Here is a 13,345-nt window from a genome sequence, read left to right on the forward strand (position 1 = left end):
ACATGGATTTGACGCATCAGCTTTTTTATCAAACCCTTATTCAATAAGGGCTCAGCGCTTTATTTCGGCAATTATCGACTATTGGCAAAATTAGCTGCCAAGCCCTTATCCATAGGCACTTTTACGAAAAAGCCATATAGTCATCGTCATCCCGCGAACGGAGGAATGCGAGTGTCGGCAAAGGCGCGTCACAGCGCCCCGCTGAACGCCTGATGCAGCAGCGACTTCTTCAATTCGTCCAGCGCGGCGAGTTTTTGCTGGTAGAGGGATTCGAGGCGTTGGGTTTCTTCGCCAAGTTCGTGGAGAGCCCCAGCAATTGCTTCCTGCTTCTTCAAAGGCGGAAACGAAAAAGAAATATTTCTCAAGTCACGAATATTGATCTGCATTAGCGCGGTACCGTAGGTTTTTTCGCGTATCTGTTCCTGAACGACAGCAGAATTCATCAGGTAAAAACCGAAGTCACGGGTCATGCGTGCCGGATCGAACCGAATCGGAACGATGCCTCGCGTTACGTTTCCGCCCACAAGTTCGGGCGCGGCCATCGAGAGCATGCCTGTGCTACCACGCACGCAGAGCAAGAGTTCGCCACCAACCAAAGTTGTTCGCTTGTAAGAATCAGCCAGTTTGGGATCAATGCGCTTAAGACCGTCAAGGTAAATAACCTTCGACGTCATATCTGTGGGTCGGACAATCGCCAAACCGTCTGCGACCTCCTCTCCCGGTTGCACGATGCCGTACGAAAGCGTGCATTCGCGGTGCGCGACACCCTCCAGCGTTGTTTCCGTCCATCCGTCACCCCGCTGCGTGAAAACGGCTTGAAGGTGGCTTTCGAACAGGGCGCGGGCGTTTTGGAGGTTCTTTTCGGCGTTGGCTTTGGCGGTGGCGATGCCGTCAAACGCTTCGTCGAGGATGCCGGCGATTCGCTGCTGTTCGGTGAGTGGTGGTACCGGAATCGGATACGCATCAATGAACTCCTTCGCAACGCGCTTGTGACCAACCGCACCACTCATGCGCGCTGCGCCCTCGGTGCGAAAGGTTTCGCGTGAGAGATAGTAGTAAAGCCATTCTTTGTCTAACGCCGGGCTTGGCCGTAAGACCATGTATTCGCTGGAGCCAAATCCAACGCCGTTGGTCAGATTGGCCGCAATCCCGAGTTTGCCGTTCTCAAAGCACGGCGTGATCTTCGCAAGCAACACATCGCCGTCGGCGAAATACGTATAGCTGCCAGCCACGTCCGCCAGCAGTCTCGTTTGTGTGGGCACGACCTGCTTCTGATCAATGCCCAAGTCTTCCATCGGAACAAATGAAACTGAATCATTCGAAGCCAGACGCTGGCGTGCCTCCGATTTCGGCGGCTTGATCTCACAGACTTCAGACAGCGTTTTCGTTGGCCAAGCAGAACTCACGCCCCACCTCCAACCCCGTCATTCCCGCGCAGGCGGGAATCCAGTTCGTAATCCTCCGCGCAGCGCATTTCAGACGCTTCGCGTGGGGTGGGGGGCTGGATTCCCGCGTTCGCGGGAATGACGAGAGGAACGGGAGGGGTGGGCACGGCGGGAGGGACGGGAACGGCGACAGGGGCAGGAATAGCGGCAACGGTGGCAATAGTGCTTAAGGGCCACTCACCGATGATTTCTGGCCACAGGTCATTCCACTGTGGGTTCATCTTTTCGATGATGTCGAGCTTCCACTTCCGCAGCCACTTCTTCATGGCCTTTTCGCGCGAAATGGCGCTTTCCATCGTTTCGTGTTGTTCGTACCAGACGAGTAATTTGACGTCGTGGTCTTTGGTGAAACCCTCAGCAATGCCCTCGCGATGCTGCCATACGCGTTTGACCAGATCAGACGTGACGCCGATGTAGAGCGTGCCGTTGCGGCCACTCGCCATGATGTAGACCGACGGAGACTTCACAACAACGCCCGGATCCCGGCGAGCACTTCGGCGCTCTCCGCATCCAGCGCCGCAATCTCGTCCATGATGTCCTGCGGGCGGCGATGGGTGACGGTTTCAACGGCGCTCGGGTTTTTGACCGCGAGGTCGAACGTGGTGGCGTCAATATTCCCCGCGTCCACGCTCCAGCTTTTGCCCGAATCAGCGAACGTCTTTTGCAGCGTGATGAATTCGGTGAGATCGGCGTCGTTGAGCGGGTTGGTCTTGCCCATGTTGCGGCCGGGATCGAGCTGGTAGTACCAAACCTTTCGGGTCGGTGCGCCCTTCTCGAAAAACAGCACCACCGTCTTCACGCCGGCGCCGAGGAAGGTGCCGCCGGGGCAATCGAGCACGGTGTGCAGGTTGCAGCTTTCGAGCAATTGTTTGCGCAGGCTAACCGAGGCGTTGTCGGTGTTCGAGAGAAACGTGTTCTTGATGACGATGGCGGCGCGGCCACCGGCGCGCAACAGTTTGATGAAGTGCTGCAGGAACAGAAACGCGGTTTCGCCGGTGCGGATCGGGAAGTTTTGCTGCACTTCCTTGCGTTCCTTGCCACCGAACGGCGGGTTGGCGAGCACGATGTCGAAGCGGTCCTTCTCCTGGACGTCGGCGAGGTTTTCCGCGAGCGTGTTGGTGTGCTGGATGTTCGGCGCTTCGATGCCGTGCAGGATCATGTTCATGATCGCGATGACGTAGGCGAGAGATTTTTTCTCCTTGCCGTAGAAGGTGCGCTCCTGCAGGGTTTTCAGGTCGGCCGCTTTGGTCGCGAGCGGGCGCAGGTAGTCGAACGCCTCGCACAAAAAGCCCGCCGAGCCGCAGGCGCCGTCGTAAATCGTCTCACCAATCTTCGGCGCGGTGACCTGCACCATCGCGCGGATCAGCGGACGCGGCGTGTAGTACTCGCCGCCGTTGCGGCCCGCGTTGCCCATGTTCTTGATTTTGGCTTCGTACAGGTGCGAAAGCTCGTGCTTTTCAGTCTGTGAGCGAAAGCGCAGCGCGTCGATCTGGTCGATGATCTCGCGCAGGTTGTAGCCGCTGGAAATCTTGTTCTTGATCTCGCCAAAAATTTCGCCGATCTTGTATTCCAGCGTGTTCGGGCCGCTGGCCTTCTGCTTGAAGCCTTGCAGGTAAGGGAACAGCGTGCGGTCAACAAACTCGCGCAGGTCGTCGCCGGTGAGCGCCTTGTTGTGGTCAAGCTTGCCGCTGGCATCCTTCGGCGCGGCCCAGGTGTCCCAGCGATAGGGCGAGGCGATGATGTGGGTGTACTTCTTGCCTTCAAGCTCGGCCTCGGTCGCCTTGTCCTGCTCCAGGCCGTCGAGATACTTGAGGAAGAGCAGCCAGGAGGTTTGCTCGGTGTAGTCCAGCTCCGTAGTACAGCCCGCCTCTTTCCAGAGAACGTCGTCGATATTTTTGAAGGCTTGTTCGAACATGGGCAAGATCAGCGTGAGTTGATTGCATTATGTCTGGCGTGCAGATCGCTGCACTTTCCACCGCCTTTCCGCAAAATTGCGCCTCTCAACAGGCACTTGACGGTTCCGCCGGGCGATTGACCCATGAACGGCTTTGTGAAGCTCGACGCGAGCGAAAAAGTGAGGTTCACCGCGAATAGGTAGCGGCAGCAGCCGTACAAGCTGATCTGCTACCGCTTTCGCGTTTTGCGAAACCTCGTTTGCCAGGAAACGTATTCCGTTGTCGTGCCATTCTCCGTAGACTGCGCACCATCGCACTGGCACATTCCAAGGAGGCTTCTGATGTCCACTGTTCTGCGAGTCCTGACTGGCCTGCTGGCGCTGGCTGCAATGCAAAACGCCATTGCCGACGACAAATATCCAAGCAAGCCCGTCACCATCATCGTGCCGCAGGCCGCCGGTGGCGCCAACGACGCCATTGCGCGAGTGATCGCACAGAAGCTCAGCGAGCAGCTCGGGCAAACCTTCATCGTGGACAACCGCCCCGGCGCGGGCGGCAATGTGGGCACCGTGGTCGCGGCCAAGGCGAAGCCCGATGGCTACACCCTGATGATCACGGCCGACAGCTCGATGGTGATCAATCCTTCGCTTTACAAGAGCACGGGGTTCGATCCGGTCAAGGACTTCCAGCCCGTCGGCACGCTGGCAACGGCGGGCTATGTGCTGGTGGCCAATCCGGCGTTCCCGGCCAAGAACGTGGCGGAACTGATCGCGCTCGCGAAGCAGCAACCCAAAAAAATCTACATCGGCTCGGCCGGTAACGGCACGCTCAATCACCTGATCGGTGAGATGCTCGGCAAGGCCGCGGGCATTGATCTTGTGCATGTGCCGTACAAGGGGGCATCTGCTGCAGTGACCGATCTGGTCGGCGGGCAAGTGCAGGTATCGGTGCAGAGCCTGCCGTCGTCGATTTCGTTCATCAAGGCCGGCAAGATCAAGGTGCTGGGCGTCGTCAACGAGAAGCGCGTTCCCGCGCTACCCGATTCGCCAACCATTGGCGAGACGGTGAAGGGCTTCGGCACCACGCCGTGGTACGGCATGTTTGTGCCTGCGGGCACGCCAAAGTCGATCATCCAGCAACTGAACGCCGAGATTGCCAAAGCGCTGGAGTCGAAGGACGCCATCGAACGGTTGGCGGGAGTGGGCTGCGAGCCGTTCAAGTCGTCGCCCGAGCAGTTTGCCTCGCTGGTGCGTGACGATTTGCCGCGCTGGGCGAAGATCGTCAAGGACGCTGGCGCAACCGTGGATTGACCGACGACAGCCAACCATGAACGCAACGGCAAAGATGTTGGAAGGCGTGAGCGCTCTGCAGGGGCTGCGCGTCATCGAGATGGGGCAGCTCATCGCCGGGCCATTCGCGGCCAAGACACTAGGCGATTTCGGCGCTGACGTGATCAAGATCGAAGCGCCGGGCAGTGGTGATCCGCTGCGCAACTGGCGCAAGATTCTCGACGGTACCTCGGTATGGTGGCAAGTGCAGTCGCGCAACAAGCGCTCGATTGCCATTGACCTGCGCGACGAGGAAGGCCAGGCGCTGGCGCGCCAGCTCATCGCACAGGCCGATGTGCTGATCGAGAATTTCCGCCCCGGCACGCTGGAGGGTTGGGGCATGGATTACGCCACGCTGGCGAAGGACAACCCCGGCCTCATCATGCTACGCATTTCGGGCTATGGGCAAACCGGGCCGTACCGCGACCTGCCGGGCTTCGGCGCGATTGGTGAGGCGATGGGCGGTTTGCGTCACCTCACAGGCGAGACCGGGCGCGTGCCGGTTCGCTGCGGCATTTCCATCGGCGACACGCTGGCCGCGCTGCACGGCACCATCGGCGTGCTGACCGCGCTGTATCACCGCAAGGTCAATGGCGGCCAGGGCCAGGTAATCGACGTCGCCTTGCATGAAGCCGTGTTCAACGTGATGGAAAGCCTGCTGCCGGAATACAGCGCGTTTGGCGAAGTGCGCGAGCCGGCCGGTTCGGCGCTGCCCGGCATCGCGCCGTCAAACGCCTATCGCTGCGCCGACGGCGTGGTGCTCATTGCTGGCAATGGTGACAGTATCTTCCGGCGATTGATGACCGCCATCGGTCGCGACGATCTGGGCAATGACCCGACGCTTGCCGACAACGCAGGACGTGTGGCGCGCGTAGTTGAGCTGGATGCTGCGATTGAGGCATGGACGCAGTCGCGCACGGTGGCAGACGTATTGAAAGTGCTGCGCGAAGCCAAGGTCCCAGCCGGCCGCGTGTACACCGCCAAGGACATCGCCGAAGACCCGCACTATCGTGCAAGAGACATGATCTTGAAGCAAGTCACGCGCGACGGCCACGAGATTGAGGTGCCCGGCATCGTGCCCAAGCTGTCCGCAACGCCCGGTAGCGTGCGGTCGTCCGCGCCGAGACTGGGCGACGATACCGACGCGGTGCTCGCAGAGCTCGGCCTCGCCGCCGAGGCGATCGCCGCGCTACGGGCCAGAAATGTGGTGGCGTAGCCACATCACATTGCCAGTCGGCTCGCATGTTGTGGGCGCGCGCAAGCTCGCGCATGGCGAAGAGCGCCCTCGAGTGCGCGCCTGCAGAACCTGCGACCGTCGGTATGGTATTTCTCCCGGCACGAAGAACGAAGTAAATAGCTATGCCCGATCAACCCACGCTGGCTCAGTTCCGCGCCACGATGCTCGCTGCCGGTTACGACGAAGTGCTTGAACGCGTGTGGGCGCCGGACACGGTCGTCGACACCCACACTCACCCTTTCGAAGCCAATGCCATCGTTGTGCGGGGCGAGATGTGGCTCGGCGAAAACGGCAGCGAGCGGCGATTGCTGCCGGGCGACCGCTTTCACTTGCAGGCGCACGCGCCACACACCGAGCGCTACGGCCCGGAAGGCGCCACGTACTGGGTGGCGCGGCGAAGTTGACAGCAGCGCAGTGCCGCCAGCGAACAATTAACCCTATGCGGCCAGCAGCTTCGGAATATTCGCCGCCGCCGCCAAGCTGCCGGCGCGCAGTTGGCCGAGCAGCGCGACCTTGTCGGTGTCGGTGGGGGCAACCGCTGCCACCAGTCGGCTGAAGGCATCGAGGCGGATAGTACGAATCCAGTTGCGCAGCCCCTTGTCCTGCGACCACGCGAACTGGTTGGCAAGATTGAGCTGTTGCGTGTGGACGTAGTCTCCAAGGCCCCCGACCAACGGCACCGGCTGGCACAGCGCGTTCTTCTGTGCGTCATCAGCGTAGTGCGCTTCGACATAGGCCACCAGCGCGGTGCTGAAGCTCACCAATGGCGCACGTACCAGTTGCGGCACGATCTTGCCCGGCTGAAAGATCGGCTCGGTGGTGCGCAGCACATCGAGGGCTGAGGCGGTGCAGTCAATGTAAAGCGTGTTCATTGGCATCGTCTCGGTGCCGCTGGCGAAGTTGAGCCCCTGTGCATCCACCGCCTGCACGCGCCCTTTGCGAATGATGTGCGGGATGCGGCGGAGCTGCGCCAGTTCGCCCTCGGAGATGGTGGCGAAGTGGCACATGCGGGGCATTACCTGCGGATCAAGCCGCAGCATCTGTCCCGCCGCTTCGAGTCGCAGAAAGAGATCGTCCACGTTGCTCGCCTCGGCCAGCGCCTGCAGTTGCCGCACCGCGCCGCCGATGGCCTCGTCAAAGAACTCCGGGCCGTTCTGCGTGGTGACGCGATTGACGATCCACGAATCACGCGGCATCACCCACGAAATCTGCTCTGGCGGTACGCCCTGATCAAGCAGCCAGACACCGGTGTCCATGCCCGTCTTGCCAGCGCCGACGATGCAGTAGTGATCGGGTCGCGCTGCGCCGTCGCGTGCGGGCAGCCAGAGGCGCGCCAGCCCGGTGGGCGTGCCGACACGCACGCCCGGCGCGACCTTGAAGGGTGGCGCTTCGGTCGCCGGCACGCGCGGGCTGAAGCGCGTGGCGTCCACCACCTTGCGGCGAATGGTCAACGGCGTTTCTGCGCCACTCAATAACGAGACGATACGGTTGCCATCAACGAATCGGCTCATTGGTCGATAGACGACCCGTCCGCTCGGTAGCAGCTGCTCCTCCATCACCCGCTGGAAGTACGCGGTGACCTGGGTACCGGTCGCCATTTCGTACATGCCTGCATTGACGCCCGACGCGTACTTGCGCCCAGTGCCGAGCTCCAGCGAATTGACGCCGTAGAACGACGACGGCTGATGCAGCGCAACGAAAGGATAGGCATCGTTCCAGTGACCGCCCACCTGTGAGCGCAGGTCAACGATCGTGATGTGCGTATCCGGCGACTCGGTCAGCAGCGTGTCGGCAAAGGCAAGGCCAGCGGCACCGGCGCCGATGATGAGGTAATCGGTTTCCAGTTTAGACATGGCGCGGCGTGCGATGTGGCGGAAATTGGCGGTACGGGCAGTCTATCCATGCCTGCGGTCTGACACAACGCGACCGTGGGTTCAAGCAGACACGAGCCAACGCAAGGGTCAGAACAACGCCTGCTGCGCCGGTGTCGCTGCATCGGCAAACCCGGACAGGCGGGAGAACCACGCCGAAAACGACTGACAGTGCCGTGCTGGCTCAACAAACGGGCGCTGCGGGTAGGGCAGCCCAAGGGCGTCGGCCAGCCAGGGCAGATGCGGGTCAGCCCAGCCGTGGACGCTGCGCGCGGCGGCCAGCGCGGCGACCAGCTCGTGACCTGCGGCTATCCAGCACACACCGGTGATTGCCTGCGCGCGCTGCATCACCCATTGCCATCGCTGCTCCGACCATGGCCAGCGTTGATGAAAGTCCAGATCGAAAATGGCCACTGGCAGCACACCGTCCGGCGGATCCGCCAGCGACCACGGATGCACCAGCCAGACGTCGCGCCCTGCAATGGCGTCTGGCACTGGCACGGAGACGCCCGCATGCGCGGGCGGTGCTGGATGCACGAGCGGCGCGACAACGGTAGTGTGATCGCCAGACGCCGTTACGGTAAGCACCGGCGACCGCGCAAGGCGATCGAGCGTGGCGTAGTCCGTATCAATCACGCTGCTCGAACTATGCCATGACGGCGGCGCGTAGCGCGCCACGTTCTCTGCATTGAACAGATAGGGCTTGCGGCTGGCGGTGCCAGCGATCCACTGCCAGGAAAGGTGGTTGCTGGCGAGGTCGCCGTCGAGCAGATGGGCGTACATCCAGTCCGCCCCCGCGCGCCAGTGGATCTTGCGCAGATGCACCACGTAGCTCGCCAGCCACATACGGGCGTGATTGTGCAGGTAGCCGTCACGGTAAAGCGCTCGCACTGCCTGATCAATCACCGGCACGCCGGTGGCGCCGGACACGATGTCCCTCGGCAACTCGCGGCTATACACAGCGTCTGGCAGCGGCCCCTCGTGCAAGCTGGTGAAGATGCCGTCGCCCACGTGTCGCCAGACATGGTGAAAGTAGGCCCGCCAGCCGAGCTCCTGCATCAGTTTGTCGCGCAGTTGAAGCCCGTGCTGCGCGCGCAGCGTACTCACCACCGCGTGCAAGGGCAGCAGACCGTGCGTGATGTAGGGTGAGAGCCCGGTCACCGCGCCATCTAGCGCGTTGCGGGTACGTGCGTAGTCGTGCGGTCGAACCGCCCTCAGGCGTGCATCTGCGGCGGCAGGCGCGGGCGGGAACAGTTCTGAACTCATGGCCGCTGCGAAGTCATCTGCACTGGACGATGCCAACATCCGCCAGCACCCCGCTACCGGGCAAGCGCCGGGGAATCCAGCAAGGCCGCAATATCGCGCTCGGTGTTGTAGCCCTGCACGGCCACGCGTACGTACACCTGACCGCGATGGGTGGTGACTGGTACTTCGACGCGGCTTTCGTCATACAGGCGACGGCGCAGTGCGTCGGCATCCTGCCTGGGGACCGGGATGACCACCATCTGCGCCCAGTCGTCGTCCTGCGCGATGGGTGCCAGGCCAAAGCGCTGGGTCAGCGCGTCCAGTGCTTGGCGCGCGAGCGCATGCGAGCGCTGCTGCACCGCCAGCCACCGGTGCCGCGCCTGAAAGTCGATCGCCGCCGGTACCGTGAGCCATGAGGCGATATCGCGCGTGCCCTGCCACTGCATGCGGCGCTCCAGCGTGCTGCGGCCAAGATAAGCGTCAAAACCGGAGTGACCACCGGTGCCCTCGGCATACCCCCAGCTGGTGACCAGTGCGTCAAGCCGTGCGTGATGCTCCGGCCGCGCGTGCAGGAAGCCTGAGCCTTTCGGCGCACACATCCACTTGTGACAATTGCCGACGTAGAAGTCCGCAGCCACGGCATCAATGTTGAGCGCGATCTGCCCCGGTGCGTGAGCGCCGTCAATCAGCGTCAGGATGCCACGGGCACGTGCTGCAGCACAAAGCTCGGCCACTGGCAGGATCAGCGCCGTGGTGGAGGTGATGTGGCTGACGAAAATCACCCGTGTGCGCTCAGTCACCGCCGCCATCACCCGCGCCACTACTTCGTCGCGCCGATACGGCAACGGGATTTCGACGCGCCGGTAGGTGGCTCCGGCGCGCTCACACACGCGCTGCCAGGTGGCGTCGCAGGCGCCGTATTCGAGATCGGTAGTCAACACCTCGTCGCCAGCGCTCAGATCAAGCGACTGCACCACCGTGTTGACGCCGGTGGTGGCATTGGGCACGAAGACCAGATCGTCCGCCCGCGCCCCAAGAAACGCCCCAAGCCTCTCGCGCGCCTCCCGCAACAGGCCCGCCGAACGACGCCCCAGAAACTGCACGGGGTTGCGCTCCATCTCAAGCTGCCAGCGCTGCTGCGCGTCAAACACCTCGCGCGGGCAGGCACCAAAGCTGCCGTGGTTCAGGAAAACAGTGTCTGGGTCGAGGAGAAAAAGTTCGCGCATGCGGAGCATTGGACGGAGTCGATGGGTGTGGCACGCAGACCGCAGGAATCTCCGTGTCAGCTCAATCGTAGCCAAACCCCGTGCGACATAAAAAAAGCCAGCGAACGCTGGCTTTCTTTTTCCGACGCTCAGTCAGGCATCAATAGCTGCTGCGACGGGCATCACTGTAACCACCGCTGCGCGGAGGACGCGACTCCATCGGACGCGCAATGTTCACATTGACGTCGCGGCCGCCCAGGCTCTTGCCGTTCATGCCACGGACAGCGGCCTCGGCCTCCTGACTGCTCGACATCTCGACAAAGCCGAAGCCCTTGGAACGGCCCGTTTCACGTTCGATGATGACCTTGGCAGATTGCACCTGGCCGAAGGACGAGAATTGTTCTTGCAGATCGCTGTCCTGAATCGAGTAAGACAGGTTGCCGACGAATAGTTTGTTGCTCATTGTGGAGCCTTTCAGAGAGAGCGCACCGCGATTGGCAGCACGCGGGTTAAACACGGAAGTAAATGGATTCAGCGCCTGCGCTGAAACGCAGCGGCGCCGGCCGCACGTGGCTGGCGGTTTTCGATGTGCCGGAAAGTGATACGCGCCTTCGACAGGTCGTAGGGTGACATTTCCAGCGTGACGTTGTCGCCGGCCAGAATGCGGATGCGATGCTGGCGCATCTTGCCGCAGGTGTACGCGATCACCTTGTGGCCGTTGTCCAGCGTCACGCGGTAACGGGTATCGGGCAGCATTTCGTCCACCTTGCCCTGCATCTCGATCAGTTCTTCTTTGGCCATGAAACCTCCTGGGGTTAAGGGTTACGCCATTGACGCGGGGTTGAGCAGCCAGTAACGGCCTTGCACTGCGGCATACATCAGCGCGCTCTCCCGGGATTGGAACGCCGGCTCAAAGGCGTGGATGCGGTCATGGGCCTGACGGCCCCGTCCGGTGCGGATCGCGAGCAGTGCGGTGTGATGATTGGCGCCGTGCGAACGGCTCAATGGGGTGATCCGGAGCTCGCCGACGGCGAACGGATGAGTGGCAGTAGCAAATGACATCAAGACAGTGCGGTTCCTGCGCGCAAGGCGCGGTTTCATGCCGTCGCCTAACGTGACGCAGCATGGACGCTAACGATCATGAAAGATCGCGGGAGTGAGGCTTGCCTGGGGAGAAGTCAGACCACTGTGAAGGACACACAGCGACGCGGTGTGCAGCGGGGGTGTGCGGCCTCAAAGTGCCGCAACCGGTTTCGAACCTGCTTGCAGTAAGGGAAAGCGGAATTGCTGCAAGAGTTGCATGATACCTCTTTGCGACGCTTTACACCAATCTGGTTGGCGGGCTGCGATCCGTAACCAACAGGACGTAGTCGCTAAATTGATGTCCTTCATAGGGAGTACGCGGCTTGGCAACAGGGGGCGGCAGGCTGGTTGGCGGCCGCGTCGAATGGCGTGTGGGATACTGGAGGCGATCTCACTCTTCGGCCCCCCAGAAACAGCTACCGCTCGTTACCGCCGATTCAAACTGATGACACAACGCTGGCGCCAGAGACTCCACCCCGATGTTCTCAAGCTCGGCGTGGTGAGTTTCCTGACCGATGTCAGTTCCGAGATGATCTTCGCGGTGTTCGCCGTCTTCTTCACGACGGTGGCCGGTGCGTCAAGTGCGTTGCTGGGCTTGATCGAGGGGCTGGCTGACTTCTCTGCCTCATCGCTGAACTACCTCGCCGGATGGCTGTCGGATCGCAGCGGTCGGCGCAAGTGGTTCGCAACCCTGGGCTACGCCTTCTCCACTGTGGCAAAGCTCATCCTGCTGGTGTCGTCGTCTATCGTGGGCCTCAGCATCTTTCGTGTCATCGAGCGTTTGGGCAAGGGCTTTCGCGGTCCGCCCCGTGATGCATGGCTGGCATCCCTCTCGGACAAAGAGTCACGGGGCTTTGCATTTGGCGTGCACAAGGCTCTCGACAAGACCGGCGCAGTAATCGGACCGCTCGTGGCCTATGCGCTGCTGTCCTGGCTGGGGGAGTCGGCCAGCACATACGCCACGCTGTTCCTGGTCGCCTTCGTGCCTGCTGTCATCAGCGTTCTGGTGCTCACATGCATTCCTGACCGGCCGGGAGTCGTTCATGAGCGTGAGGGCGTGCGGCGAAACTGGCAGCAACTCTCACTGGCCTTCAAGCGCTTCCTGTTGCCGAGCGCAGTCTTTGCGCTCGCGTACTTCAGCCTTGGCTTCATTCTGCTCAAAGCTCACACCGTGGGATTTGGCATGACCGAGACCGTACTGTTGTATGCGCTGTTCAACACCACCTGCGTGATTGCTGCTCCATGGGTCGGCTGGCTGGGTGATCGCATCGGGCGCACCCGCATCGTCCTGCTGGGCTATTCAATGTATGCAGGCCTCACTCTGTGGCTGGTGTTTGCCAACAGCCGCTGGGAGATCGCTGTCGTGTTCGCCATCTACGGCATCTTCTACGCCATCGACGAATCACAGAGCAAGGCCTTCATCGCCGACCTTGAGCCAGAGCGGCGCGCCACGGCGGTGGGCGTCTACAACTTTGTCGTTGGCGTGATGTACCTGCCCGCATCCCTGATTGCAGGGGCCCTGTGGGCCGTCGCACCGAGCGCTGCCTTTGCTGCATCGACGGTAATGTCAGTCGCCGCGATAGGAATGTTCCTGCTGATGGTACCCAGGCAAGCGCCACTGGCCTGATGACCACGCGGGGGTTCCCCGTGCAGGTTCACTGAAATCAAGTCTCCATAACGACACCGGATTGATGCGGACGCTCAAAGACAGCTCTCAGGTACTCATGTCTGCAGTTGCTGTCGGCCGAGCACCGTCCGCTGCTTTGTATTCCGCACTTTGTCTATCCTGGGTGGCGACAGACACAGGAATTGCGAACCACAACCGACCGCCTCTAAACCCGCGCCAGAAAGGAAGGCGCTGTGGAGAACGCTGGCGCGACCACTAGAGAAAACGGAGAACAGAGAGGCGTCGTCGGGGGCAATAATGGCAACTTCGCGGGGGTGGCGCTCGCGAGGCCATGTCCTCAATCGGCGCCAACACCGGGGGAACGCGCAAAAAAATCCCAACCGATAAGGGTTGGGATTCTGGTATTGGT

General features: G+C 61.5%; 12 protein-coding genes and 1 pseudogene. 4 read left to right on the forward strand and 9 right to left on the reverse strand.

The features are described 5' to 3' along the window. Positions 1-188: 188 nt before the first annotated feature. Genes FKL89_RS15185 through FKL89_RS15195 form a run of 3 tightly spaced genes read right to left on the reverse strand, consistent with a single transcriptional unit; the run spans position 189 to position 3,360 of the window. Complete coding sequence (locus tag FKL89_RS15185) at positions 189-1,406, reverse strand: restriction endonuclease subunit S (RefSeq protein WP_156863603.1); 1,218 nt, start codon at positions 1,404-1,406, stop codon at positions 189-191. Continuing rightward, a complete protein-coding gene (locus tag FKL89_RS20510; RefSeq protein ID WP_162527539.1) occupies positions 1,403-1,912 on the reverse strand; it encodes a GIY-YIG nuclease family protein in 510 nt (169 codons plus the stop codon). The genes FKL89_RS15185 and FKL89_RS20510 overlap by 4 nt, the downstream gene beginning before the upstream one ends. Continuing rightward, entirely contained in the window at positions 1,909-3,360 is a 1,452-nt protein-coding gene (locus tag FKL89_RS15195; protein ID WP_156863604.1) for a class I SAM-dependent DNA methyltransferase, read from the reverse strand. The genes FKL89_RS20510 and FKL89_RS15195 overlap by 4 nt, the downstream gene beginning before the upstream one ends. A gap of 321 nt (positions 3,361-3,681) precedes the next feature. On the opposite strand from FKL89_RS15195, the gene FKL89_RS15200 reads away from it, so the two are divergent. The 3 genes from FKL89_RS15200 (at position 3,682) to FKL89_RS15210 (ending at position 6,309) form a co-directional block, all read left to right on the forward strand. Then, a complete protein-coding gene (locus FKL89_RS15200; protein WP_156863605.1) occupies positions 3,682-4,650 on the forward strand; it encodes a Bug family tripartite tricarboxylate transporter substrate binding protein in 969 nt (322 codons plus the stop codon). A 16-nt stretch (positions 4,651-4,666) separates the two neighbouring features. Further along, positions 4,667-5,884 (forward strand): CaiB/BaiF CoA transferase family protein, encoded by a 1,218-nt coding sequence (locus tag FKL89_RS15205; protein WP_238363380.1) that lies wholly within the window; start codon positions 4,667-4,669, stop codon positions 5,882-5,884. A 143-nt stretch (positions 5,885-6,027) separates the two neighbouring features. Beyond that, on the forward strand, positions 6,028-6,309 hold the full coding sequence (locus tag FKL89_RS15210) for a cupin domain-containing protein (protein ID WP_156863606.1): 282 nt from the start codon (positions 6,028-6,030) through the stop codon (positions 6,307-6,309). 33 nt (positions 6,310-6,342) lie between these two features. On the opposite strand, the gene FKL89_RS15215 is transcribed toward FKL89_RS15210, so the two are convergent. The 6 genes and pseudogenes from FKL89_RS15215 to FKL89_RS15240 all read right to left on the reverse strand — a co-directional run bounded on the left by FKL89_RS15215 (position 6,343) and on the right by FKL89_RS15240 (position 11,288). Further along, positions 6,343-7,758: an NAD(P)-binding protein gene (locus FKL89_RS15215; protein ID WP_156863607.1), complete on the reverse strand. Its 1,416-nt coding sequence runs from the start codon at positions 7,756-7,758 to the stop codon at positions 6,343-6,345. A 108-nt stretch (positions 7,759-7,866) separates the two neighbouring features. Beyond that, positions 7,867-9,042 carry an FAD-binding domain-containing protein gene (locus FKL89_RS15220; RefSeq protein WP_156863608.1) on the reverse strand — a complete coding sequence of 392 codons (1,176 nt, stop codon included), beginning with the start codon at positions 9,040-9,042 and terminating at the stop codon, positions 7,867-7,869. Positions 9,043-9,095: 53 nt separating this feature from the next. After that, positions 9,096-10,247, reverse strand: a complete 1,152-nt coding sequence (locus FKL89_RS15225; protein ID WP_156863609.1) for an aminotransferase class V-fold PLP-dependent enzyme — start codon at positions 10,245-10,247, stop codon at positions 9,096-9,098. 166 nt (positions 10,248-10,413) lie between these two features. After that, positions 10,414-10,689, reverse strand: a pseudogene (locus FKL89_RS15230) (RNA recognition motif domain-containing protein); the annotation flags it as partial. Between the two features lie 68 nt (positions 10,690-10,757). Next, complete coding sequence (infA, locus tag FKL89_RS15235) at positions 10,758-11,027, reverse strand: translation initiation factor IF-1 (protein ID WP_156863611.1); 270 nt, start codon at positions 11,025-11,027, stop codon at positions 10,758-10,760. Positions 11,028-11,048: 21 nt separating this feature from the next. Further along, complete coding sequence (locus FKL89_RS15240; RefSeq protein WP_156863612.1) at positions 11,049-11,288, reverse strand: hypothetical protein; 240 nt, start codon at positions 11,286-11,288, stop codon at positions 11,049-11,051. A 466-nt stretch (positions 11,289-11,754) separates the two neighbouring features. On the opposite strand from FKL89_RS15240, the gene FKL89_RS15245 reads away from it, so the two are divergent. Further along, positions 11,755-12,936, forward strand: coding sequence for an MFS transporter (locus FKL89_RS15245; protein WP_238363381.1), 1,182 nt, complete (start codon positions 11,755-11,757; stop codon positions 12,934-12,936). Positions 12,937-13,345: the final 409 nt, after the last annotated feature.

The organism is Casimicrobium huifangae, from assembly GCF_009746125.1.
Classification (GTDB): domain Bacteria; phylum Pseudomonadota; class Gammaproteobacteria; order Burkholderiales; family Casimicrobiaceae; genus Casimicrobium; species Casimicrobium huifangae.

Coding starts and splice junctions, on each gene's coding strand:
- FKL89_RS15215 (WP_156863607.1), bottom strand. CDS start 7,758: ATGTCTAAACTGGAAACCGATTACCTCATCATCGGCGCCGGTGCCGCT.
- FKL89_RS15200 (WP_156863605.1), top strand. CDS start 3,682: ATGTCCACTGTTCTGCGAGTCCTGACTGGCCTGCTGGCGCTGGCTGCA.
- FKL89_RS15225 (WP_156863609.1), bottom strand. CDS start 10,247: ATGCGCGAACTTTTTCTCCTCGACCCAGACACTGTTTTCCTGAACCAC.
- FKL89_RS15245 (WP_238363381.1), top strand. CDS start 11,755: ATGACACAACGCTGGCGCCAGAGACTCCACCCCGATGTTCTCAAGCTC.
- FKL89_RS15220 (WP_156863608.1), bottom strand. CDS start 9,042: ATGAGTTCAGAACTGTTCCCGCCCGCGCCTGCCGCCGCAGATGCACGC.
- FKL89_RS15210 (WP_156863606.1), top strand. CDS start 6,028: ATGCCCGATCAACCCACGCTGGCTCAGTTCCGCGCCACGATGCTCGCT.
- FKL89_RS15240 (WP_156863612.1), bottom strand. CDS start 11,288: ATGTCATTTGCTACTGCCACTCATCCGTTCGCCGTCGGCGAGCTCCGG.
- FKL89_RS15205 (WP_238363380.1), top strand. CDS start 4,667: ATGAACGCAACGGCAAAGATGTTGGAAGGCGTGAGCGCTCTGCAGGGG.
- FKL89_RS15195 (WP_156863604.1), bottom strand. CDS start 3,360: ATGTTCGAACAAGCCTTCAAAAATATCGACGACGTTCTCTGGAAAGAG.
- infA (WP_156863611.1), bottom strand. CDS start 11,027: ATGGCCAAAGAAGAACTGATCGAGATGCAGGGCAAGGTGGACGAAATG.